General features: G+C 32.1%; 25 protein-coding genes and 1 tRNA gene. 9 read left to right on the forward strand and 17 right to left on the reverse strand.

The window, feature by feature from the left end:
- Window positions 1-8: 8 nt before the first annotated feature.
- Window positions 9-1,400: a radical SAM protein gene (locus Q0663_RS11405; RefSeq protein ID WP_299011126.1), complete on the reverse strand. Its 1,392-nt coding sequence runs from the start codon at window positions 1,398-1,400 to the stop codon at window positions 9-11.
- Window positions 1,381-2,133, reverse strand: coding sequence for a prolipoprotein diacylglyceryl transferase (locus tag Q0663_RS11410; RefSeq protein WP_299011128.1), 753 nt, complete (start codon window positions 2,131-2,133; stop codon window positions 1,381-1,383). The genes Q0663_RS11405 and Q0663_RS11410 overlap by 20 nt, the downstream gene beginning before the upstream one ends.
- A gap of 65 nt (window positions 2,134-2,198) precedes the next feature.
- Between Q0663_RS11410 and dusB the strand changes: the two genes are divergently transcribed.
- Window positions 2,199-3,200 (forward strand): tRNA dihydrouridine synthase DusB, encoded by a 1,002-nt coding sequence (gene dusB / locus Q0663_RS11415; RefSeq protein WP_047789981.1) that lies wholly within the window; start codon window positions 2,199-2,201, stop codon window positions 3,198-3,200.
- An 8-nt stretch (window positions 3,201-3,208) separates the two neighbouring features.
- On the opposite strand, the gene Q0663_RS11420 is transcribed toward dusB, so the two are convergent.
- The 6 genes from Q0663_RS11420 to Q0663_RS11445 all read right to left on the reverse strand — a co-directional run bounded on the left by Q0663_RS11420 (window position 3,209) and on the right by Q0663_RS11445 (window position 7,604).
- Window positions 3,209-4,411, reverse strand: a complete 1,203-nt coding sequence (locus Q0663_RS11420; RefSeq protein ID WP_299011133.1) for an ABC transporter permease — start codon at window positions 4,409-4,411, stop codon at window positions 3,209-3,211.
- Between the two features lie 39 nt (window positions 4,412-4,450).
- A complete protein-coding gene (rbfA, locus tag Q0663_RS11425) occupies window positions 4,451-4,846 on the reverse strand; it encodes a 30S ribosome-binding factor RbfA (RefSeq protein WP_274633358.1) in 396 nt (131 codons plus the stop codon).
- Window positions 4,847-4,867: 21 nt separating this feature from the next.
- Complete coding sequence (locus tag Q0663_RS11430; RefSeq protein WP_299011135.1) at window positions 4,868-5,512, reverse strand: response regulator transcription factor; 645 nt, start codon at window positions 5,510-5,512, stop codon at window positions 4,868-4,870.
- Between the two features lie 54 nt (window positions 5,513-5,566).
- Window positions 5,567-6,322: an ATP-binding protein gene (locus Q0663_RS11435; protein ID WP_299011136.1), complete on the reverse strand. Its 756-nt coding sequence runs from the start codon at window positions 6,320-6,322 to the stop codon at window positions 5,567-5,569.
- On the reverse strand, window positions 6,298-6,813 hold the full coding sequence (locus Q0663_RS11440) for a hypothetical protein (RefSeq protein ID WP_299011138.1): 516 nt from the start codon (window positions 6,811-6,813) through the stop codon (window positions 6,298-6,300). The genes Q0663_RS11435 and Q0663_RS11440 overlap by 25 nt, the downstream gene beginning before the upstream one ends.
- 134 nt (window positions 6,814-6,947) lie before the next feature.
- On the reverse strand, window positions 6,948-7,604 hold the full coding sequence (locus Q0663_RS11445) for a hypothetical protein (RefSeq protein WP_274633362.1): 657 nt from the start codon (window positions 7,602-7,604) through the stop codon (window positions 6,948-6,950).
- A gap of 232 nt (window positions 7,605-7,836) precedes the next feature.
- On the opposite strand from Q0663_RS11445, the gene mce reads away from it, so the two are divergent.
- From mce to truB, 5 genes are read left to right on the forward strand one after another with little or no spacing between them, the layout of a single operon-like run.
- Window positions 7,837-8,241, forward strand: a complete 405-nt coding sequence (gene mce, locus Q0663_RS11450) for a methylmalonyl-CoA epimerase (RefSeq protein ID WP_299011140.1) — start codon at window positions 7,837-7,839, stop codon at window positions 8,239-8,241.
- 58 nt (window positions 8,242-8,299) lie between these two features.
- Window positions 8,300-9,178 (forward strand): permease-like cell division protein FtsX, encoded by an 879-nt coding sequence (locus tag Q0663_RS11455; protein ID WP_299011142.1) that lies wholly within the window; start codon window positions 8,300-8,302, stop codon window positions 9,176-9,178.
- An 11-nt stretch (window positions 9,179-9,189) separates the two neighbouring features.
- Window positions 9,190-9,432, forward strand: a complete 243-nt coding sequence (locus Q0663_RS11460; RefSeq protein WP_274633365.1) for a DUF3098 domain-containing protein — start codon at window positions 9,190-9,192, stop codon at window positions 9,430-9,432.
- Window positions 9,433-9,434: 2 nt separating this feature from the next.
- Complete coding sequence (locus Q0663_RS11465) at window positions 9,435-10,229, forward strand: undecaprenyl-diphosphate phosphatase (protein WP_299011145.1); 795 nt, start codon at window positions 9,435-9,437, stop codon at window positions 10,227-10,229.
- Window positions 10,230-10,913 carry a tRNA pseudouridine(55) synthase TruB gene (truB, locus tag Q0663_RS11470; RefSeq protein ID WP_299011146.1) on the forward strand — a complete coding sequence of 228 codons (684 nt, stop codon included), beginning with the start codon at window positions 10,230-10,232 and terminating at the stop codon, window positions 10,911-10,913. It begins immediately after the preceding gene.
- Here the strand turns inward: truB and Q0663_RS11475 are convergent.
- From Q0663_RS11475 to Q0663_RS11485, 3 genes are all read right to left on the reverse strand, one after another.
- Window positions 10,908-11,387 carry an ABC transporter ATPase gene (locus tag Q0663_RS11475; protein WP_299011148.1) on the reverse strand — a complete coding sequence of 160 codons (480 nt, stop codon included), beginning with the start codon at window positions 11,385-11,387 and terminating at the stop codon, window positions 10,908-10,910. The genes truB and Q0663_RS11475 overlap by 6 nt on opposite strands.
- A gap of 89 nt (window positions 11,388-11,476) precedes the next feature.
- On the reverse strand, window positions 11,477-12,067 hold the full coding sequence (locus Q0663_RS11480) for a thioredoxin family protein (RefSeq protein WP_299011150.1): 591 nt from the start codon (window positions 12,065-12,067) through the stop codon (window positions 11,477-11,479).
- 110 nt (window positions 12,068-12,177) lie between these two features.
- Window positions 12,178-13,143 carry an NAD-dependent epimerase/dehydratase family protein gene (locus Q0663_RS11485; protein WP_299011152.1) on the reverse strand — a complete coding sequence of 322 codons (966 nt, stop codon included), beginning with the start codon at window positions 13,141-13,143 and terminating at the stop codon, window positions 12,178-12,180.
- A 183-nt stretch (window positions 13,144-13,326) separates the two neighbouring features.
- On the opposite strand from Q0663_RS11485, the gene Q0663_RS11490 reads away from it, so the two are divergent.
- Window positions 13,327-13,851, forward strand: coding sequence for a hypothetical protein (locus Q0663_RS11490; RefSeq protein ID WP_299011154.1), 525 nt, complete (start codon window positions 13,327-13,329; stop codon window positions 13,849-13,851).
- Here Q0663_RS11490 and Q0663_RS11495 read toward each other — a convergent pair.
- From Q0663_RS11495 to Q0663_RS11515, 5 genes are all read right to left on the reverse strand, one after another.
- Window positions 13,838-14,308 (reverse strand): regulatory protein RecX, encoded by a 471-nt coding sequence (locus tag Q0663_RS11495; RefSeq protein WP_299011156.1) that lies wholly within the window; start codon window positions 14,306-14,308, stop codon window positions 13,838-13,840. The genes Q0663_RS11490 and Q0663_RS11495 overlap by 14 nt on opposite strands.
- A 70-nt stretch (window positions 14,309-14,378) precedes the next feature.
- Window positions 14,379-17,843: an efflux RND transporter permease subunit gene (locus Q0663_RS11500; RefSeq protein ID WP_299011158.1), complete on the reverse strand. Its 3,465-nt coding sequence runs from the start codon at window positions 17,841-17,843 to the stop codon at window positions 14,379-14,381.
- A gap of 21 nt (window positions 17,844-17,864) precedes the next feature.
- Window positions 17,865-19,049 carry an efflux RND transporter periplasmic adaptor subunit gene (locus tag Q0663_RS11505; protein WP_299011160.1) on the reverse strand — a complete coding sequence of 395 codons (1,185 nt, stop codon included), beginning with the start codon at window positions 19,047-19,049 and terminating at the stop codon, window positions 17,865-17,867.
- Window positions 19,049-20,410, reverse strand: a complete 1,362-nt coding sequence (locus tag Q0663_RS11510) for a TolC family protein (RefSeq protein ID WP_299011162.1) — start codon at window positions 20,408-20,410, stop codon at window positions 19,049-19,051. The genes Q0663_RS11505 and Q0663_RS11510 overlap by 1 nt, the downstream gene beginning before the upstream one ends.
- 5 nt (window positions 20,411-20,415) lie before the next feature.
- Window positions 20,416-21,024, reverse strand: coding sequence for a TetR/AcrR family transcriptional regulator (locus tag Q0663_RS11515; protein ID WP_299011164.1), 609 nt, complete (start codon window positions 21,022-21,024; stop codon window positions 20,416-20,418).
- A gap of 127 nt (window positions 21,025-21,151) precedes the next feature.
- On the opposite strand from Q0663_RS11515, the gene Q0663_RS11520 reads away from it, so the two are divergent.
- Together Q0663_RS11520 and Q0663_RS11525 are read left to right on the forward strand one after the other, a co-directional pair.
- Window positions 21,152-22,123: a polyprenyl synthetase family protein gene (locus Q0663_RS11520; protein WP_299011166.1), complete on the forward strand. Its 972-nt coding sequence runs from the start codon at window positions 21,152-21,154 to the stop codon at window positions 22,121-22,123.
- Window positions 22,124-22,176: 53 nt separating this feature from the next.
- A tRNA-Ile gene (locus Q0663_RS11525) sits at window positions 22,177-22,250 on the forward strand.
- A 179-nt stretch (window positions 22,251-22,429) separates the two neighbouring features.
- Here the strand turns inward: Q0663_RS11525 and Q0663_RS11530 are convergent.
- Window positions 22,430-22,750: a hypothetical protein gene (locus tag Q0663_RS11530; RefSeq protein ID WP_299011168.1), complete on the reverse strand. Its 321-nt coding sequence runs from the start codon at window positions 22,748-22,750 to the stop codon at window positions 22,430-22,432.
- Window positions 22,751-22,797 lie beyond the last annotated feature (47 nt).

The raw sequence follows: 22,797 nt of genomic DNA on the forward strand, positions 1-22,797 counted from the left end.
CCTTTTTCTTATATTTCTTGTCTTAACTTTTCTAAATATTCTTTTTTATCATCTCTATAAAACAAGTTCATTGTTTCAAAAGGAATAATTTTATTATTCTTATCTACGATATGTACACATGATTTTTTTACCGCTCGTACATCAAAATTATAAGCATCAATAAATTGCATGATTATCACTCTAAATAAATTATCGTACCCTAGCTCTGGTGCATCAATATTAGGCAAACAACACATGATTGATTTTAAATTTTCTTCTGCCACCTCAACAGAATTCCCTGTACTAAATAGCTCTATCATTTTTCCATGCAATGCTTCATCTTGCTCATAAATAATGGTATTTTTACTATTGTCTAACAAATCATTAGGATTGATATATCTAGTTAAAGGAAACACTTCTCCTCCCAATTTTAAAGCATATCCCATTACCAAAGCATCAGGATTACACGGTACTGGAATTAAATCGTCTGTATTGAAAACGTCTGTTTGCTCCATTATTTTTCTTCTAACTTCAGTAAGTGTCATTCTATCCGTTTCAGGATTAAAACTTTCTAACCTTCCCGCTATTTGTGTTGGTTGAAACGTAACCCCTCTCACACACTTTTGTTGCAAAGCATAATCAATTACTTTACCTATTTCGTGATCATTTAATCCTTTTTGAAGCGTAACTACTAAAGTTGTTGATAGATTTAACTTATTCAAGTTTTCGATTGCTTGCCTGCGAATTTCATTCAAGTCTGCTCCTCTCAACTCTCTCAACACACTATCTTCAAAGGAATCAAACTGTAAGTAAATTTCAAAATCGGGTGTATAGGTTTTCAATCGTTCAGCAAAAGCAACGTCTTTCGCTATTTTAATCCCGTTAGTATTCAACATTAAATGTCGGATAGGAAGTGATTTTGCATAGTCTAAAATTTCCCAAAATTGAGGGTGTATCGTTGGCTCTCCTCCACTGATTTGTACTACATCAGGTTCTTTTTCATTTTTCACCACAGCATCTAACATCGCTTTTACTTCTTCTAGTGTTCGATGGCGTCCATACGTAGGTGATGAACCTGCATAACAAGTAGGGCAAGTTAAATTACATCTATCGGTAACCTCAACAACGGTTAAACATGAATGCTGTTCATGATCTGGACATAATCCGCAATCATAAGGACATCCATAATCTGTTTTTGTATTAAACGTATAGGGCATTTCACTAGGTTTGTTATAGTTTCTGATATTTTTATAATATTCAATATCATCTGCTATTAACACCTTTGAACTTCCATGTTCTCTACAACGCTTAAGCATATAAACCTTGTCGTCTTCAAATACAATTTTGGCATCTACTCTTTTTAAACATTCAGGACATAAACTCAATGTAAAATCGTAGTAGTTATATTTTCTTTCTGGCATTTTTTATTTTTAGAATTATAAATTTTGTGTAATATACATAACAAACTATACATAGTATTTGAATAGTGCTTAAACCAAAAATTAAAAAAGTATTGGGTTTTAAAAACTCTATACAAAAGCGAAAACCAAAATAAGCTAACATAAAAAACTTAAAAAGTTCTCCTGATTGTAAAATGTATTCTTTCTTTAGGTATTTTAGACTGATGAATAACCCTATTAAAAACACAAGCTCATATAATGCAACTGGGTGCCTTAATACTCCATCCCCTAAATCCATACCTAAGAAAGAAGCAGTTTCTCTTCCATAAGTAAATTCATTAATTCCAGAAAGAAAACACCCTATCCTTCCTATAAAAATTCCTACAATTATTGGGAGCACAAACAAATCACCCGACGATTTTGTTTCTCCTATTATTTTTTTCGCAATTTCAACACCTAACAAGCCACCAAACAAGCCTCCCATAATTGTTTTTGTATTCAAAATTTGAATTATGTTTTCTGTAGAAAAAGAGACTAAAGGATTTTCTAACACTCCCACCAATCGAGAACCAATTAAAGCTCCAGCTGCAGCTCCTAAAATAATTGACAACCTATTCTGAGAAGAAATATCGTCTTCTTTTTTCTTACGCAAGAAAACATAATAACGAAAAGCTAAAAAAAATGCTAAATATTCTAAAACAAGATGAATATTAATCGTGTAACCGAACAAAATAGGCTCAAAAGGAAGTTTCAATAAAAAAGTTTGTGAGTTAAAAAGCGAAATATACATAATTACTTAAAAAAAAGTAACTTTGCAGCATGATAAAAATAGGTAACATAGAACTTCCTGATTTCCCGCTGTTATTAGCGCCAATGGAAGATGTGAGTGATCCACCGTTTAGAGCTTTATGTAAAGAAAACGGTGCTGATGTGGTGTATACTGAATTTATTTCTTCGGAAGGATTGATTCGCGATGCAGCAAAGAGTGTAATGAAGCTAGATATTTACGAAAAGGAACGCCCCGTGGGGATTCAAATTTTTGGCGCAAATTTAGATTCTATGTTACGTTCGGTTGAGATTGTTGAGAAAACGAATCCGGATATTATTGATATTAATTTTGGTTGCCCAGTAAAAAAAGTAGTTTCTAAAGGAGCTGGGGCTGGAATTTTAAAGGATATTGACTTGATGGTAAAACTTACCGAAGCCATGGTTAAACACACCAACTTGCCTATTACTGTAAAAACTCGTTTGGGTTGGGACCATGATTCTATTCGAATTGTTGAAGTTGCCGAACGTTTGCAAGATGTTGGCTGTAAAGCAATCTCTATTCATGGGCGTACGCGTGCTCAAATGTACAAGGGTAATGCTGACTGGGCTCCAATTGCTGAAGTAAAGAACAACCCAAGAATGCATATTCCTGTGTTTGGAAATGGAGATGTTGATTCTCCTGAAAAAGCTATGGAAATGCGTGACAAATACGGATTAGATGGCTGTATGATTGGTCGTGCTTCTATTGGATATCCTTGGTTTTTTAATGAGGTAAAACATTATTTTAAAACTGGCGAACATTTATCTAAACCAACAATTTCTGAACGTGTTGATATGGCTCGTCGTCATTTAGAAATGTCTATTGACTGGAAAGGTGAACATTTAGGTGTTGTAGAAACAAGAAGACACTATACAAACTATTTTAAGGGAATTCCACATTTTAAAGAACACAGAATGAAAATGGTTACCTCTGACGATCCTAAAGATGTTTTTGCTGCTTTTGACGAAGTACAAGCTAAGTTTGGAAATGCAACGATTCCTGAAATAGGGTAAATAAAAACTTATCGTTCAATAAAACTTTTTGAAATCCTTGAACTTGCAATTTTAGCTGCTAAATAACCTAAAACCGAAATTGTAACAATAACCACTAGCAAGTTCACTAATTTAAACTCAACTGGATAAGCTAAGCTTTCAGTTATCATTAATAATTCAAATTGTTGCTGAATTAACACTAAAAGAGTTCCTAAAACGACCCCTATTACCATCCCTACCATAGTCAATAAAAAACCTTGATAAACAAATATCTTTTTTACTTCCTCTATACTACTACCTAAATTAAATAATGTTTTTAGGTTTTGTCGTTTATCTATAATCATCATTATTATTGAGCCTATTACGTTGAATAAAGCAATAGCTACAATCAATGTGAAAATTAGGTAGGATATAAAGTTTTCAGTATTAATTACTTTATAATACAAAGTGTTTAACTGTGCTCGAGTTTGTACTTTTAAACCTTCTCCCAAAGAAGCTTGTAGTTTTTCTTGAAATGAATCTAAATCAACTCCTTTTTCCAACGCTAATTCTACTCCAGTTATTTGATTTTCATTATAACCAAGTAATTCTTGTGCCAAGGAGAGCTCGGTAAACACATATTTATTCTGAAACTCTTCTGAACCAGTATATGCTCCGACTACTTGTGTTGAAACCGATCTAAAAGCATTATTTGCATTGATAAATCCTTTTCCTGGTTTAGGAACTAAAATCTGTAAAGGCTCTCCAAAATTAAAAATCCCTAATGATAGTTTATATGATATTCCGTAACCTATAACAGCTGTATTTTTATACTGCTCGTCTATCCAGGTACCAACAGTAAGTATTGAATCTGTAGGAATTATATATGAATAGTTAGTATCTACTCCTTTTATTTGAGCAATATGATCTCTGTCTTTATATTTTAAAAAGACTCTTTCTTCTACAACTTTTGAATACGCCTTTACACCTTCTTCTTGCTGAAGAATTTCATGAAGTTTTGTTGAATATTCAAAAGATTTTCCTTGAGCCGCTGTTATTTTTATATCAGGATCAGATGCATTTAACAGAGAATCACTAAAAGTTTTTAAACCAGAAAAGCCTGATAAAACCACGAACAAAGCCAAAGTACCTACTACAACACCAAACACAGCAATTGCAGTAATAATGTTAATCGCGTTAGTACTAGTTTTTGAAAACAAGTATCGTTTAGCTATGTATAGTGAAAAATTCAACGATTAATAAATTTAGCTAGCCAAAGTAAAGAAAATTTATTAACGTTTTTGGCGACGAGGTAAGATATCTGGATTTTTTATTGGATCGACATCTTCTCCTTTTAAGGATTTATCAATATCTTCAATATAATCTAAACTATCATCTCCAAAGAATAACAGTTCTGGCATTCTTCTAAGTTGATTTTTTGTTCGTTTTGCTAATTCGTGACGGATTAAAGGAGTATTAGACTTCACCCCATCAATAATCTCATCTCTTTTTTCTGAAGGAAATACACTTAAGTACACTTTAGCTACTCCTAAATCGGCAGTAACCGAAACTTTAGATACCGATATAATCACTCCCTTCATTCCATCTTGCGCAGCACGTTGCAAAACGTCTACCAAGTCTTGTTGCAATACTCCTGCAATTTTTCGTTGTCTATTTGTTTCTTCCATGCTGCAAATTTAAGCATAAAATTACGGAGTATAAATTTTATTTTTTATCGCGTACATTACCAATCCTACTCTGTTTCTTACGTTTAATTTTGTAAATAAACTATCGCGATAACCGTCAATCGTTTTCGGACTTAGAAACATTTTTTCGGCAATTTCTTTATAGGTCAACTCTGAACAAGCCAACTTCATAAAAGTAATTTCATTTGCTTTAAACGCTAGATTATTTCTCTCTTTTTTTCCAGAAACTGAGTCTAGCAATAAAGTTGTGACATTTTTTGTATGATAAAAGCCATTATCCATCATTTCTAGAAGCGCCTTTTCTAATATTTCTTTTTTTGTATCTTTCAGCAAGTAACCAACAGCTCCTGCCTTTAACATTTTTAAAATAGTGCCATCGGCATCTTCAACAGATAAGGCCATGACATGTACTTGCGGATAATTTTCCACAATCCATTCAGTAGTTTCAATACCATTCATCACAGGCATATTTACATCTACTAGAACTAAATCAGGTATATTTTTAGGTGAGGCAGAAAATTTTTCTTCAACCTCTTTTCCGTTTTTACAAGTGTAAAGCACTTTGAATTTATCAAAGGTGTTTACCATACCTTCAATAGCCTGTGATAATAACGTATGATCATCTACAACAACAACTGAGTATTTCATAGTTTCAATGAGTTAGGTTAGTATTTGTTGTTGGGGGATATACACTAAGGCTCGTTAAATATAATAATTTATTATTAAACAAGTTCCTTTTTTAGGTGCTGATTTAAATTTTGCTTCTGCATTTATCAATTTTGCTCTTGCTTTTATATTCTGCAAACCTATACCTTTTAAACCTACTCTTACCATATCAAAACCTACACCGTTGTCTTGCGCTTTAATTTCGACAGAATCTTCTTTATAATTCAAGAAGACTTCTAATTGAGAGGCTTTCGAATGCTTTATAGTATTTGAAAAAAATTCTTGAAGTATTCTAAAAATAATTATCCCATGCTTTTGATTAATCTCTTGTTCTTCTCCTACAATTGTTAACTTAGCATCAATATAATTTAACCTATTAAATCGCTCTACTTCTAAGTTTATTGCTTCTTTTAGTTTTATATTATTTATAAAATCGGGGTTAATAATTTTTGACAGCGCTCTAACTTCTGTTAGGCTTTCCGCAATAATTTCAGAGATTTCCCCCATATTTTCAGGCGAAGCATGTTGTAGTTGTATTCTAGCTAAAGTTAGGAGTTGCCCTATATTATCGTGCAACTCCCAGCTTATATTTCGTAAAGTTTCTTCTCGTATTTCTATTTGAGTTTCAGCGATTTCTCGTTCATACCGCTTTTTATTTTCAGCACGCTCTAATAATAATTTATTCTTACGATTTTGAAATACAGTAAACAATACCACTAAAAAAACAACTCCCAAAATTGTTAAGATTGTGACTATTACAACAATTATTATTCTACTTTCTTCCAACTCCATATCAAACCTATTATAACACAACTATGCAAGAAAATAGTTACTACAAATTGTATGTTGTGTATTTGAAAAAAGGCCATTCCCTTTTCCATAAAACTATGTATTGCCATAAGAGGTATAGATCCTAAATAATACAGCAGCAATCCAGTAGTAATCCAAAATATTACATCTGTTTTGTAATTTACTATTTTATCTGACAACAAAAGTTCTCTCAATGATAAAAATAATATTGTCGCCATTAAAAATGCACCAAGTACTATAACAAATGAATTAAAAAGAGAAAAATTAAAATCATGGTACCAAAACCACCCAAAACTTATTACATTAAACAATGTAAATGAACTTATTATAGTCTTTTTTGTAATTTTATCATTAGATACTTCATAGTAAAACATGAAGAGTAAATTAAACTCAATTAAACTATATGCATTATATATATAGTTTGTATTATGAACACCAATATTTATTACAAAATTTATGATAGCTTCTACCAAAGCCGTTAATATTAGATATACTAAAAAAAACCTTGTTTTTTTTAAAGCTGAATCTTTAACATACCTGTATATATATAAAATTGAAGAGATACCAATAAATATAAGACATAAATAATACATACTTTATTAACCTATTAATATGGAGGTGTTGGTTTTAACCTATTAGCCCCTGAACTATCTTCTAAATCATCTTGCATTGAATTAAAATTCATTATTCCTGCTTTTTGCGCTTCTTTAGAAACTCTACTTTTGTCATAAGACCAATGATACCCTCTTTTCGCTAAAATAGATTTAAAAGTTGTAGGTGCTCCTTTTTTAGACTTTAACGGATCGAAGGTTACAAACTCTTCACCATCAATAGTTGTCGTTGGCATAAAAATTAGTGTTTGATAACCTGCCGATTTAGATCCAGAATAATTTTCAGGATAAGCAGCCGAAATAATATTAATTCCCGTTAATGGAATTTCTTTTTCTGCACACAAACTCTCTATATACCCCAAGTAATCTTTTAATTGTTGAATTGGATAACTATTTACTCTTGTATCTTCAAATCCTAACGATTTCTCTAATACTTCTTTTCTAGTTTCATCATACGATTCAAGCATGCTTATAATTTCTTTATACTTTAACATGTTTGAAGGTCTTCCTTGATTTGCATAACAAAATGTTCCTTCAGGCACTTGAGATTGCCAATCGTCACAATCACATTTATGATTGATATTATCGCATGAAACTGCAACACTCATCATCACAGTTAAAAATAGTAGTTGTAGTAGATTTATTTTTTTCACAAAAAAAGTTTTAAAATTTCTTAAATATAGGAGGTTAATTTTTAATAAAAAAAGCTATTCTTTTAAAAAAACCTCATTAAAAACTATGTTTTCAACCTTTTAACAACACTCACAATACTTACAAAAGGGAAAAACACCCTAAAAGCTTCAATATTTAAACTGTTTATTTTCCGTGTCATATACTCTTGTTTTTTATGAAGCTTTTAAGAAGAGTTTTTTATACTTTTACCCTATGAACAAAATTGAACATATTGGTATAGCCGTAAAGGACCTAGAAAAATCGAATGCTTTATTTGCTTCTCTTTTTGGTGAAGCTCATTATAAAATTGAAGAAGTTGCTAGTGAAGGAGTAAAAACCTCTTTTTTTAAATCGGGGCCTAATAAAATTGAATTATTAGAAGCTACAAAGCCTGATAGCCCTATAGCCAAGTTTATAGAAAAAAAAGGAGAAGGAATTCATCACATTGCTTTTGCGGTTGATAACATAAAAGAAGAAATTAAACGTTTACAAAATGAAGGCTTTATAGTTTTGAATGAAACTCCTAAAAAAGGAGCCGATAATAAACTAGTAGCTTTTTTACATCCTAAAACTACTAATGGTGTACTTATAGAGTTATGTCAAGAGATAGAAGAATAGGAAGTATTTAAAAATTAAATATTTGTATCTTGCAACGCCTTAAAATCAGTATTTACTAATGACAACCTCTTTTGATTCTTTTCAAAAACGCCGATTACAATCTTCATACATATCAGTAGTAGTAAGTATTGCACTTGTACTTTTTATGATTGGTGTTTTAGGTTTAGTTCTTTTAAAATCAACAAAAGTTGCGAATCACTTTAAGGAAAAAGTAGTTATGACGCTTTTCTTAAAAGATGAAGTAGCTGACAAAAACATTAAAAGTCTTAAAGAAGCTATTAAAAAAGAAGAGTTTGTTAATAAGGTGGTTTATATTTCTAAAGAAGACGCTGCCAAAGAATATAAAAAAGATTTAGGCGAAGATTTTTTACAGTTTTTGGGAGATAATCCGTTAAAAAATGGAATAGACATTTATCTGAAAGCAGATTTTGTAACTCCTGAAAAAATGAGTGAGCTTGAAAAATCTTTTGATAAAAACAAATTTGTAGCTGAAGTAAGTTATGACAAACCATTAGTACAATTGCTTACCAAAAATATTCAACGTATTAGTTTTTGGCTGTTAGTATTGAGTGGTTTTTTTGGGTTAGTTGCTATTATTTTAATAAACAGCTCTATCCGATTGTCAATTTACTCAAAACGATTCAATATAAAAACCATGCAAATGGTAGGCGCTACAAAAAGTTTTATTCGTAAACCTTTTATTTGGCAAAGTATAAAACTAGGACTATTAGGTGCTTTTATAGCAATAAGCGGATTAGGTATTTTAATTTATTATGTAGACAAATACATCCCTACATTAGAACTACTTAAAGATTACGTTGCTTTAGGGTATGTAGCTGGTGGAGTTATATTGGTTGCATTTTTTATTACATGGATTAGTACTTTCTTTGCCACACAGCGCTTTTTAAACCTACAAACAAACGACTTATACTATTAGTAAACTATTTTATGAAAAAAGATAATTCACCAAATCAAGAATTTTTATTCGGTAAAAGAAATTACATGATTATGTTAATTGGTATTGCCGTAATTGCCTTAGGATTTATTTTAATGGCAGGTGGCGGTAGTGACGATCCTAACGTTTTTAATCCTGATATTTACAACTGGCAAAGAATTCGCTTAGCTCCTACCTTGGTAATTATCGGATTGGGTATAGAAATTTATGCTATTTTTGCCAATCCTAAAAAATAAGCATGGATTTATTAGAAGCGATTATCCTTGGAATAATTCAAGGACTTACTGAATTTTTACCAGTATCTTCAAGTGGACATTTAGAATTAGCCAAAGCTATTTTTGGAGACACCTCTGTACCTCAAGAGAGCTTAACTTTTACCGTCGTATTACATGCTGCAACAGCATTAAGTACTATCGTAGTGTTTAGAAAAGAAATTGCTGAGATTTTTAGAGGTTTATTTCAATTTAAATGGAATGAAGAAATGCAGTTTTCAGTAAAAATTATCTTATCGATGATTCCAGCTGTAGTTATTGGACTTACTTTTGAAAAAGAGTTAGAAAGCTTTTTCGGTGGAAAAATTTTATTAGTAGGATTCATGCTTTTAGTAACTTCTGTATTACTTTTATTAGCAGATAAAGCTAAAAACACCAACAAAAGTGTTTCTTTTAAAAACGCAGTAATTATTGGTATTTCACAAGCTATTGCTATGTTACCTGGTATTTCTCGTTCAGGAGCTACGATTTCAACTTCAGTATTATTAGGTGTAGATCGTACCAGAGCAGCTCGTTTTTCTTTTTTAATGGTGGTTCCATTAATTTTAGGAAAAGTTGCCAAAGATATTTTAAGTGGTGATATTAATTTTCAGAGTTCAGAGATTGTTCCTTTGTCTGCTGGGTTTGTTGCTGCTTTTATCTCTGGATTATTAGCATGTACTTGGATGATAGCCTTAGTTAAAAAGAGTAAATTATCATATTTCTCATTATACTGTGCTATTGTAGGTTTAATTGCCATTGGCTATTCTTTATTTTTCTAAATGACTGCGGAAGATTACAAAAACGGACAAATTTTATTGATCGACAAACCATTAGAATGGACTTCTTTTCAAGTGGTAAATAAGCTTCGTTGGCATATTCGTAAGCACTTTAATATTAAAAAAATTAAAGTAGGACATGCAGGAACTTTAGATCCGTTAGCTACTGGTTTATTAATCATTTGTACAGGTAAACAAACCAAAAACATTAACGAATATCAAGGTCAGATAAAAGAATATACAGGTACTTTTGTTATTGGTGCTACCACACCTAGTTACGATTTAGAAACAGAAATCAACGAAACGTTTCCTACGGAACATATCACAAAAGAGTTATTACACAAAACTACAGAGCAATTTACTGGTAAAATTCAGCAAAAACCACCTATTTTCTCTGCGATTAAAAAAGACGGAAAACGTTTATATGAATTAGCTCGAAAGGGTGAAACTACTGAAATCAAAGCTCGCGAAGTGGAAATCAACGAGTTTGAAATCACCAAAATTGATTTACCTAATGTTGAATTCAGAATCGTATGTAGTAAAGGAACTTATATTCGTTCTATTGCTAACGATTATGGGGAAGCGTTAAATTCTGGAGCACATTTATCTGTATTACGAAGAACCAAAATTGGAGATTTTTCGGTAGACAATGCGCAGAGTGTTGATGAGTTTGTAGAAAGCTTATAAAAATCGATTGTACCAGCTTTCAGTAATAGGTACTTCCCAGTAATTTTCTAATTCGCCTTTTGTTTGTACTAAATTATCAAAAACAACTGTTTTAGCGGATACTGACTTCTTTTTAAGCAATGTTTTAAACTCTTTTACATCTTTGTATTGGATGAACTCTCCTTGCTTAAAACACACGTTCATTTTGTCTAGCAACTCAACTTCATATTCTTGCTGTAGTTGCAAAATAAAAGCAACTTGTTGGTCAATGTCTGCATTGGTTAATTGAGCATCTTCTTCCGCAGAAAAAACAATAAAACGATCGTATTTCAATTCAAAAGAAGCTTTAAAATCAGCATCATCTTGTTTCCATGCTTCTACAAAGCTTTGCAATTTTTCTTTTAATTCATCAATTTCTTGAGGATAAAATTTTCGGCTTGATGGATATACCCATACTTTGGCTTCTTCTGATAAGGTATTGAATTCTACAAACATATTAATTCGTTATGGGCGCAAAGATACAGAAAACAAATCCCCTTCTTGAATAAAATCAAAAAGGGGAATTATTTATTTTTTCTTGTTATTTATTGAAGCATAGAGATAATATCTTCTTGTGTATTTTCTCCTTTATTTTTATTGTACCAAACTTGTAAGTTTTCTTTAAATTCGGCATCTAAACTTCCATTTTTCGCTTTGTAATCAGCAACCATTTGTGTAGCTATTGTTGGTCTTGGTCCCCAAGTATTAATCACTTCTTTCTCTTCATTCAAAGCAATCAATTTCGGAATGGATCTTCCACCGTTGGTTAAAAAAGCATCCATCAACTCTAAATTTTCATCTCGTAAAACCAATTTAAAATTGATATTCGGATTTTCAGCGGCGATTTTATGAATTACAGGAATGTTTTGTGCTGCATCACCACACCAACCTTCGGTTAACACCAACCAAGTTTGCGGTTCTTTTACATCTTTAATTTTAGCGATGGTCTCCTCAGTAAGTTGAATCGTTTTGTCCAAACGCTTCATACGTTTGTCGTTTAACTTACTGTAGTTTAACAAATCTTCTGACTGATTAGGTCCTGTAGATTTCCCTTCAGTTAACAAAGTACTTACCAAGTTTCTATACTCAGTATATGACAATGCTCTTTCTAAGCTTTCTTCAATAATTTTTTTCATTGGTAGTATATTCTATTGCAAAAATATTTCTTCTATAACACAGAATTCGTAACCTAAGTTACACTTTACTATAAAACTTGAATACCATAGACGAAAGAAAGAATATAACCTTACACCTCAGCTGATTCTTCGGCTTTAGCTTGTAAACTCGTAATAATATCTTTAGTCATTGAGGCTAAATCGAACTGATGTCTCCAGCCCCAATCTTTTCTTGCTGCCGAATCGTCTATTACCTGAGGCCAACTATCAGCAATCGCTTGTCTAAAATCTGGGTTGTACGTAATGGTAAAATCTGGAATGTATTTTTTAATTTCAGTAGCTATTTCTTTTGGCGTAAAACTAATTGCCGCTAAATTGTATGAAGTTCTTGTTTTAATCTTTTCAGCATCCGCTTGCATTAATTGAATGGTTGCATTGATAGCGTCATCCATATACATCATTGGCAAGCGAGTGTTTTCAGATAAAAAACATTCGAAAGTACCTTTTTCTAAGGCATCAAAGTAAATATCTACCGCATAATCCGTAGTACCTCCACCTGGTAATGTTTTCCAACTGATAATTCCCGGATAACGAATACTTCTTACATCTACACCGTACTTATCGTGGTAATAATTACACCAATGTTCTCCTGCAACCTTACTAATTCCGTAAACGGTAGAAGGCTCCATAATGGTTTGCTGTGGCGTATTCATTTTTGGTGAAGTAGGTCCAAACGCTGCCATAGAACTAGGCCAGTATATTTTTTGAATATATTTTTCTCTTGCTAACTCTAACACCGCTAACAACGAAGTCATGTTTAAATCCCAACCTTTTAATGGGTACTTTTCAGCAGTTGCTGATAACATTGCAGCCATTAAATACACTTGGGTTACTTTATATTTTTGAACAACATTTAAAATTTGCTCTTGATTGGTAGCGTCGATAATTTCAAAAGGTCCTGAACTCATCATTTCTGAATCCCCTTCTCTAATATCGGAGGCTATTACATTATCTGTCCCATAAATAGCACGTAATTTTTGGGTTAATTCTGTTCCTATTTGCCCGCAAGCTCCTAAAATTAATATCGTTTCACTCATTTTAAATTATTCAAAAATAGATGTTTGCAAAGTTATTAAATTTAAGATTTCGCAAAAAGCATTTGCTCTTTTTTAACTATCTACAAAAGGGATAGCTAATTTACTGATTTCAAACTTCTAATTTAATTCTGTAAAGAATACCAAGTAAAATATGTACTTTTATCGCTTAATTATTTTATTAAAATGAGTCGTTTTTTATTTGTTATTGCTTCATTATTTTTTTTAATTACTTCTTGTAAAAAAAAGAATGAGCAAAAAGAAGAGTTACCTACTAAAACTGAAATGAACATTTCGATTGAGCATACTGATTACTCTAAAATAAATGAAAAGTACGTTGACGAAATTAAGCCTTGGAAAGAATATTTTATTGTTGAGGATTTTTTGCAAGAGTTGAAAAACACAACTCCTACTGAAGCTTTAAACAACGCTTTAGAGTTAAAAACACTTACAAAACAACTAAAGGACAGTTTAAATATAGAATCGCTAAAAACACCTGCCTTTAAAGCTCGTATTAATGTTTTTGAAAATGAAACTTTACGTTTGGCGGATATGACGTTGATTCCTTCTATTTCTGCTAGTGAAGTAAATAATCAAGTAGAAAAAATTATGGTGATTTTTGGTAGCGTTAACGACAAAATAAATACTGTGTACGCTAAGAAAAAGTTTGATAGTGAAATTAATCTGGATAGCTTATTTAAGAATCAATAGTTTTTAAAGCTTCGTATACTAAATTACTTTCAAAGCCTCGATACAATAAGTAATCGGCTATTTTCTTTTTTCGCTTAAACTTATTAGTTTCCTTAACCAATGCATTCTTTTTATCAACTAATTCATATAAGGTTTTGATGTATTCTTCTTCATCAATTTCTTTCAATGCTGATTTTATATTGTAAGCAGAAATATCTCGAAACTTTAACTCTCTAACAATTCGTTCTTTTCCCCATTTTTTTATTCTGAACTTTCCTCTTGCAAAACTTTTTGAAAAACGTTCTTCGTTCAAAAAATTATGCTCTAGTAAGTGTAATAAAATATGTTCTCTCGCTTCAGGAATCAACCGGTATTCTTTTAATTTTGTTTCTATTTCTTTATGACACCTGTCTTGATATACACAATAGTGCTCCATCTTCCTTTTTATTTCCTCAACTGTAAAAACCGGTTTGTTCATAGTACGAAAATATAAAAAAGGGTTAAAAGTAAATTACTTTTAACCCTTTTTACAGTTAACAAAAAATCAATTATAGAACGCTACGTAACCACATTTTAAACTTGGTGACTAAGTAGAATAATATTGGTACTACTATTAATGTTAAGAAAGTAGCAATGAATAGTCCGTAAATAACTGTCCATGCTAAAGGCCCCCAGAACACTACATTATCTCCACCTACATATATGTGCGGATTTAACTCACTTGCCAATGTAAAGAAGTTAATATTTAACCCTGTTGCTAACGGGATTAATCCTAAAACCGTGGTAATCGCCGTTAATAATACTGGACGTAAACGTGCCTTACCTCCTCTAATTACGACTTCTCCTAAAGTACGTACATCTACATATTCATCAGGAGCAAGTCCTTGCTCCACCTTTTTACGATCTATTAATAATTGTGTATAATCTAGCAGTACCACTCCGTTATTTACTACAATACCAGCAAGGGAAATAATACCCATCATCGTCATCATAATTACGAATGGTTTTGCTGTAATGATTAATCCTCCAAAAACACCAATTAAGCTCAAGAAAATAGCTAACATGATGATTCCTGGTTTTGAAACCGAATTGAATTGAAATATCAAGATTAAAAAGATTAACCCTAGTCCGCCAAAAAACGCTTTCATTAAGAAAGCCATTTGTTTATTTTGCTCTTCGATTTGCCCTGTATAATCCACTTTTACTGAATCTGGTTTTTCAGTAAACGATTTCATTTCTTGCTGAATTTTAGATACAATTGCAGCCGCATCTGTATAACCAGGAGCTAATGCTGAATAAACTGTTACCACCCTTTTAACATCTTTGTGCTTAATGGCGCTAAAACCTGAAGTATTAGTTTGTTCTGCTACTGCAGATATCGGAATTTCTTTAATGGTTCCTGTAGCCATATCTCTAAAAGTGATCTTCTGATTGAAAACAGCACTTTTGTTATATCTATTTTCTTCATTAAAGCGAACGTAAATATCGTAATCATCTCCGTCTTCTTTGTAAACTCCTGCTTTCGAACCAAAAATAGCATTACGTAGCTGATTACCTACTTGCGATGAACTCACTCCTAATTCTCCTGCTTTTTTACGATCAACATTTACCAACATTGATGGTTTCGATTTGTTTACATCAATCTTTAACTCATCAATACCTGCGATACTTTTAGTGTTGATAAATTCACGCATTTTTTCAGCAGTGGTAATTAATTCTCCGTAATCGTTTCCTTCTAACTCTATATTAATTGGATATCCTACAGGTGGTCCTACAGCTTCTTTTTCTACTGAAATTTCTAATCCTGGATAAATTCCACGTAAGGCTTCGGTTACTTTTCTTTGCAACTCCTTACTATCTGCCCCTTCACGATATTTATATTCACGCATAGACGCCGTTATTTTACCTTTATGGGGCATTTCTGCAGTTGAACCTCCATCAGTTTGCGGATTTCCAGAACCTGCTCCTACTTGAGAAACCGCACTTTCTACCATGAAATTGTACCCATTATTCACATATTCAGGTGCGTTTAATATTTTATACACACGCTCTTCTATATCTTTCATAATCAGATTTGTTTTTTCTATATCGGTTCCTTGCGGATACTCGATATATACAATAATCTGATTCGGAGTATTATCTGGGAAGAATTCTACTTTTGTACGTTGGCTTCCTACTGAAGCTCCAAAACCTCCAAAAGCTATAAATAATAAAACTAATGTTCCTAAAGAAATAATATAAGGTCTCCAACCTTTTAAAGCTGCGCGAAGTGTTTTTTCATACATACGTTCCCAACGTGGCAACACGCTGTTTTGAAAAGCGTTTGCCCAAGGTCTAAGAAACAATCGGTACATCCACAACATGATCGCTGTAAAAATCATTACAGTTCCTAATGCTCGGTAAGTTCCGCCTAAAAATGCTATTAATAATCCTATCACTGCCATTACTGATGATAAGATGATAATACGTCTTAACGGCATGTTTTTATCTTCAACACTCATAAATTGTGATACCAACACTGAGTTGAAGAAAATAGCTACAAATAATGATGAACCTAATACTACAGATAATGTTACAGGGAAGTATATCATAAACTGCCCCATCGTTCCTGGCCACATTCCTAACGGAATAAATGCAGCCACAGTTGTTGCCGTTGAGATGATAATTGGAAATGCGATTTCTCCAATTCCTTTCTTTGCTGCCTCAATCCTTGGCATTCCTTCATCCATTAAACGGTATACGTTTTCTACAACTACAATACCGTTATCTACCAACATACCTAATCCCATAATTAATCCGAAAAGAATCATGGTGTTCATGGTATATCCTAACCAACTCAATATCATTAATGACATGAACATTGACATTGGTATTGCAAATCCAACAAATAAGGCATTTTTGAACCCTAAGAAGAACATTAACACTAATACTACCAGAATTACCCCAAAAATGATGTTGTTTACCAAATCATCTACCTGACCAATAGTTTTTGAAGATTGATCGTTAGCAATGGTTATTTTTAAGTTCCTTGGAAAAACATTTGCTTTGGCTTCTTCAACAATTTTTTGAATTTTTTCAGCCGCCTCTACCATGTTTTTTCCTGATCGTTTTTTCACGTCTAGCATCACCACAGCTGCTCCGAATTCACGAGCGTACGTAGTTTTATCTTTATCTTTAAAAGAAACTTTAGCAATATCTTTTAAGTAAATAGAATTTCCTTTTTCAGATTTCACAACAAAATCTTGTAACTCTTGCGGATTTTCAATCTCTCCTAAAATACGCACTGTACGTCGTTGACCACTGGCAATTAAATTACCTGCCGACATGGTTAAGTTTCCTCCGTTAATGGAATTGATAACGTCTTGAAAACTTACCTGAGCTGCCATCATTTTGTAAATATCTACCGCTACTTCAACTTCTTTTTCTTCAGCACCACGGATATCTACTTTTTTTATTTCTTGTAAATCTTCTATCTCATCTTCTAAATATTCACCAAATTCTTTTAATTTATCAACAGGATAATCTCCAGAAATATTAATATTTAAAATTGGCATTTCTTCAGAAAGACTCAATTCAAAAACATTCGGTTCTACTTTAGCCCCGTTAAATGTAGGCCAATCTTCACCAGATGTTTCTTGATCTATTTCATCTTTTACCTTTTGTTTTGCTTGATCAACTGTAATGTTTTCATCAAATTCAACTACTACCATCGAGTAATCTTCTTGTGATGTAGAAGTTATTTCAACCACATTACTCACCGTTTTTAGTCTGTCTTCTAACGGATCGGTAATTAGTTTTTCAATATCTTCTGCAGTGTTCCCTGGATATAAAGAACTAACATAAATTTTGGTTTCTTTAACTTCTGGAAAGCTCTCTCTTGGCATACTTAAAAATGCGGAAATACCTGATATAAGTATCATAACCATCATTACATAGATGGTTGTTTTGTTATTTATTGCCCAAGATGATAAACCAAATTCTTTATCTACTTGCTTTTTTTGTTTTTCAGTCATGAGTTGTATAACTTTTGTGGGTTATTTCGCGTCTTTTGAAACTGTTAAAATCTTAACTTCTTGTCCGTTTTTAACACTACGCGCTCCTTCATCAATAATTTTTGTCCCACTTTCAATTCCGCTTAAAACTTCAATAATGTCTCCTTGTGTTTTTCCTGTAGTTATAATTGTTTGTTTAGCAGTCCCTATTTGATCTTTGATATCTTCTACTACGTACACATATTGTTCGCCATTCGCATTTTCTGAAATAATACTTTGTGGTATTAGAATTGCCTTTTCGTTAGAATAATCATTGATTTTTAACTTCGCTGTTAAATTTGGCTTGATGTTTCCATCTTTATTAGGAACCTCAACTTCTACTTTAAATGTTCTGTTTGCTGGATTGATAAAATTACCTGCTTGACGAATTTTAGAAGTCAATTTTTCTCCTAATACAGGAAACTCAACTTCTACATTTTTCCCTTTTTTAATAGACGTAATATAGCTTTCAGGTACATCGGTTTCGATATACATATTTTTTAAGTTTACTATTCTAAAAACTTCTGAACCCATGCCTGGTGCTACCACTGTTCCTTGCTCTTTTATTACATCATCAATTACTCCTGAAAAAGGCGCAGTAATTACCGACTTTGCCAATTGTCTTCTTAACTGACTAACAGCATTGGTTTGTGCTTCGTAATTTGTTTTTGCTTGTAAATACTGAATTTCTGATCCTATTTTTTGATTCCATAAACGCTCTTGACGTTTGTAGGTTGTTTCTGCTAAAGCTGCTTGCGCTTCAATTTGTGCTAATTGATTAGCCAAACCTCCATCATCAATCTTTGCTAGGGCTTGTCCTTTGTTAACATACTGTCCTTCTTTTACGTAGATACGCGTTAAAAGCCCTGGCATTTCAGGATAAATTAGTACATTTTGTTTTGTTTGAACATCTCCTTGTAGTTCTAAATAATGGTCGAACACTTCTTCTTTTGCTGAAAGAACAGTGATTAAAGGAACTTTTTTATTGGTATCTAACTCAGATATTTTACTATTTAAAAGTTTAATATCTTCAGTTAATACCTGTATTTTATCTTCTAATGTTGCTTTTTTCTCTCGAATTTTAGCTAAGTCGTTAGATGCAATTACATCTTGTACCGATTGCTCTTTTTTGCCTCCACAAGAAGCCAAAAGCAATGTAATTGCGAATAGTGAATATATTTTTCTCATTATAGTTGATTTTGTTTTAGTGGTATATTTAATGCGTTTTCTAACTGTGCTTTTTTGGCTATTACGTTCAACATTGATTGTACGTAATTGTTTTGCTGTGTGTATAACTGATTTTGCGCTTGTAACAAATCGAAACTTGAAGAAATTCCTTCAAAAAACTTTACTTGTTGCTTTTTCTCAATGCGCTCTGCTAAGGCTAAATTTTTCTTAGCAGTTTCATAGTTTTCTATTCCTAATTGATATTCGCTCTTAGCAGTTTCAACTTGGAGATTTAATTTTTGCTTCGCTTCTTCTAATCGGATATCAGCATTCTCTAATTCTATTTTAGCTTGCGCTGTTCTTGAACTTCTTCCGAAAGAACTAAAAATAGGCACGTTTAAACTTACTCCGAATAAAGAGTAATCATACCATTTTTGGCCGCTATCTAAAAAGCTAAAATCATCTGAGTTTGCATTTGCCCCGTAGTTTATAAAAGCAGATAAACTTGGCAGAGCCTTACTTTGCTCTAACCTCATTAACAAACGCTTACTTTCTCTGTCGTTTTGAGCAATTCTAAAATCAATATGATTATCAATATTAAACTGGCTTGCCAATAAACTTAAATCAGTATTCTCTACAACTAAATTATCTAAAGTAGAGGTTAAAGTTAGCTGAGTATCAATTGAATTTCCTAATGAAACATTCAGCATTTGATATGCTATTTCTTTTAATCGCTCAGCATTTCTTAAATTACTTTCAACATTTCCTAAAGTAATTTGAAGTTGTTCTACATTTTCCAACTCTGTTAACCCGTTATCATACGTTTTTTGGGTTTCATTCAAGTTTTTCTCTAATATCTTTTTGTTATTTTCTAAGATTTCAATTGACTTTTCTGTAACTAATACATTTCCATAAGCATTAATAACAGCTTCGCGTGTTGATAACTCTGTTTTTACCTTTGCTTGTTCTGAAATTTTCAAGTATGTTTTTGCTGATTGTAATCCTACCAAATACGAACCATCAAAAATTAACTGAGTCAGTGTTACAGAGGCGTTCATGGTTTGTTCTGGGACAAATGTTACTGGTTCAAAAGTACCTGGTTCACCTCCTGTGAACTCTGCTGGTAAAAATGAAACTTGTCGTTTTAACCAATTTTGATAATCTACTTTTCCATTAATTTGTGGCAAACCAATTGTGGTTGTTTCCCATTTTTTCTTTTTTGCTGCCTCAATATTATTTAAAGAAACTTTGTTATCGTAACTGTTTTTTATAGCATAATCAATTGCTTCTTGCATTGATAAGCTCATTTCTTTTTCTTGTTCTTGGGCTATAATACTCCCTATAAAAAAGAATATAAATACACTGCTTATGTATTTTTTCATTGTTTTTAATTTTGATTCGTAATTCTTAGTTGTTTTTCTAGTTCTTTTACTCCTTTCTCAGTGGCAATTGCTCTGATATGATATTCTAATATCTCATATTCAATTTTCATTATTTCTTGAACTTCGTCTCCATATAATTCGCTTTCAAAAACTCCAAAAACCAAGGTAAAATAAAAATTCACCATTAGCTCTTTGTCAATATCTGCTCTATACAATCCTTGTTCAATTCCTTTGGTTAAATTACTTACAATACAATCTCTAAACATACACACCTCACGTTCCATTAACTTTGCATAGGTTTCTGGGTAGTACTTTTTAAGCTGATACATAGGTGATGCTTTTGAATTTTTAAGCATCTCTTTAAAAATTGCTTTTACAGCAAATTCTTCTTCTACAGCATTATAATTTTGACTTTTAACTGCGTTAATTGTTTCACTAATTGTGTTATGAACTGCCTCGGTACTAACATCTACCAAAGAGGTTTTATTAGGAAAGTACTTGTATAATGTCTTTTTAGACATCCCAAGCTCTTTCGCTATATCATCCATCGTTGTGCTTTTAAACCCTAAGGTTAAAAACATTTCTCCTGCTTTATTAATAATTTTATTTCTCATAATCGAGGGCAAAAATACAACAGGAAACTTAAGAAACAAAAAAAGTTTCCTTAGTTTTAATCTTTTTTTAATACAGACTTACCATTAGAATTTTTGTTTACCGTATTTTTACAAAAAATTTTCAGATTTGGACATATTATCATATCAATCAGACTTTATAGCTTATTTAGAATCTCATAAATTTTCTAGAGAACCTAAAAACCTTTATGAACCAATTGATTATATACTTCAATTAGGAGGAAAAAGAATTCGTCCTGTACTTACTCTTATTGCTGCTGATATTTTTTCGGGCAATTACAAAGAAGCATTACCTGCTGCATTAGCTGTTGAAGTTTTTCACAACTTTACTTTAGTGCATGACGATATTATGGATGATGCTCCTTTACGTAGAGGAAACGAAACTGTTCATGAAAAATGGGATATCAATACAGCTATTCTTTCTGGAGATGCTATGCTGATTTTGGCATATCAATATTTTGAAAATTATGAGCCTACAGTATTTCAAAAACTAGCACAGTTATTCAGCAAAACTGCTTTAGAGGTTTGCGACGGACAGCAATTGGATGTTGATTTTGAAACAAGAAACGATGTTACCATTGAGGAATACATCAAAATGATCACCTTGAAAACATCTGTTTTAGTTGCTGCTGCGTTAAAAATGGGCGCTATTGTAGCTAAAGCTGATGAAAAAGAGGCACAACATTTATATAACTACGGATTAAATTTAGGTATCGCTTTTCAATTACAAGATGATTATTTAGATACTTTCGGGGATCCTGAATCTTTTGGAAAACAAGTAGGTGGCGACATTATAGAAAACAAAAAAACCTACTTATACTTAAAAGCTTTGGAAGTTTCCAATCCTGACGATAAAGAAAGTTTATTAAATTTATACAACGGACAAGAAAAAAACAATTCAGAAAAAATAGCCACAGTTTCAACCATATTTAGAAACAACAATATTCCTGAAGAAACTTTTAAACTTATTGAGTACTACACAAATAAGGCTTTTGAATGTCTTGAACACTTAAATATTAGTGAGCAACAAAAAGAGGGTTTACGCGTGTTCGGTGAAAATTTAATGAGTAGAAAAGTGTAAAAAAATAGCTGTTTATTTAAAAAAGTTTTTATTTTTGCATTCCAAATAAAACAGGTCCTATAGCTCAGTTGGTTAGAGCACCTGACTCATAATCAGGGGGTCCATGGTTCGAGCCCATGTGGGACCACCTTTAAAGCTTCACTTTTTGTGAAGCTTTTTTGTTTCGTAAAAACCACAAAAACAAACACTTCCCTTGCAAACATCAATAAAACTAACATTATTAGAAACCTCCTTTGCTTATCGCCCCCCAAACCACTACCAAAAAACTAAAGGAAAATAGTTTTTGCAGGTAACTCAACGATGATATTATTCCTCCTTTTTTGATTGATTACTTTTAAATACAATTCTTCTTCTTGATTCTTGATCTTTCTTTTTCAATTCAGCCTCTAACCTTTTATACCTACTAATATCTTTAATCTTTACAACTACAGCAGCAATATAATTTTCATTATCTATTATAGGTCTTCCACTCAACAAAACTCTTCTAATCTCATTTGTTTGCTTGTGCATTAACAGTACATCAATATCGTTGGTAATTTTACCTCCTAAAGCCAATTCAGCAGGTAGATTTTGTACTGGGAAAACCTTTCCTTCATGCGGATTCAACACTTTAAAATAGGTATGCAATATGAAAATTGGGAATTTGATTTAGAATTAATAGATACAAAAAGAAG

The organism is uncultured Tenacibaculum sp., from assembly GCF_947504135.1.
Lineage (GTDB): Bacteria > Bacteroidota > Bacteroidia > Flavobacteriales > Flavobacteriaceae > Polaribacter.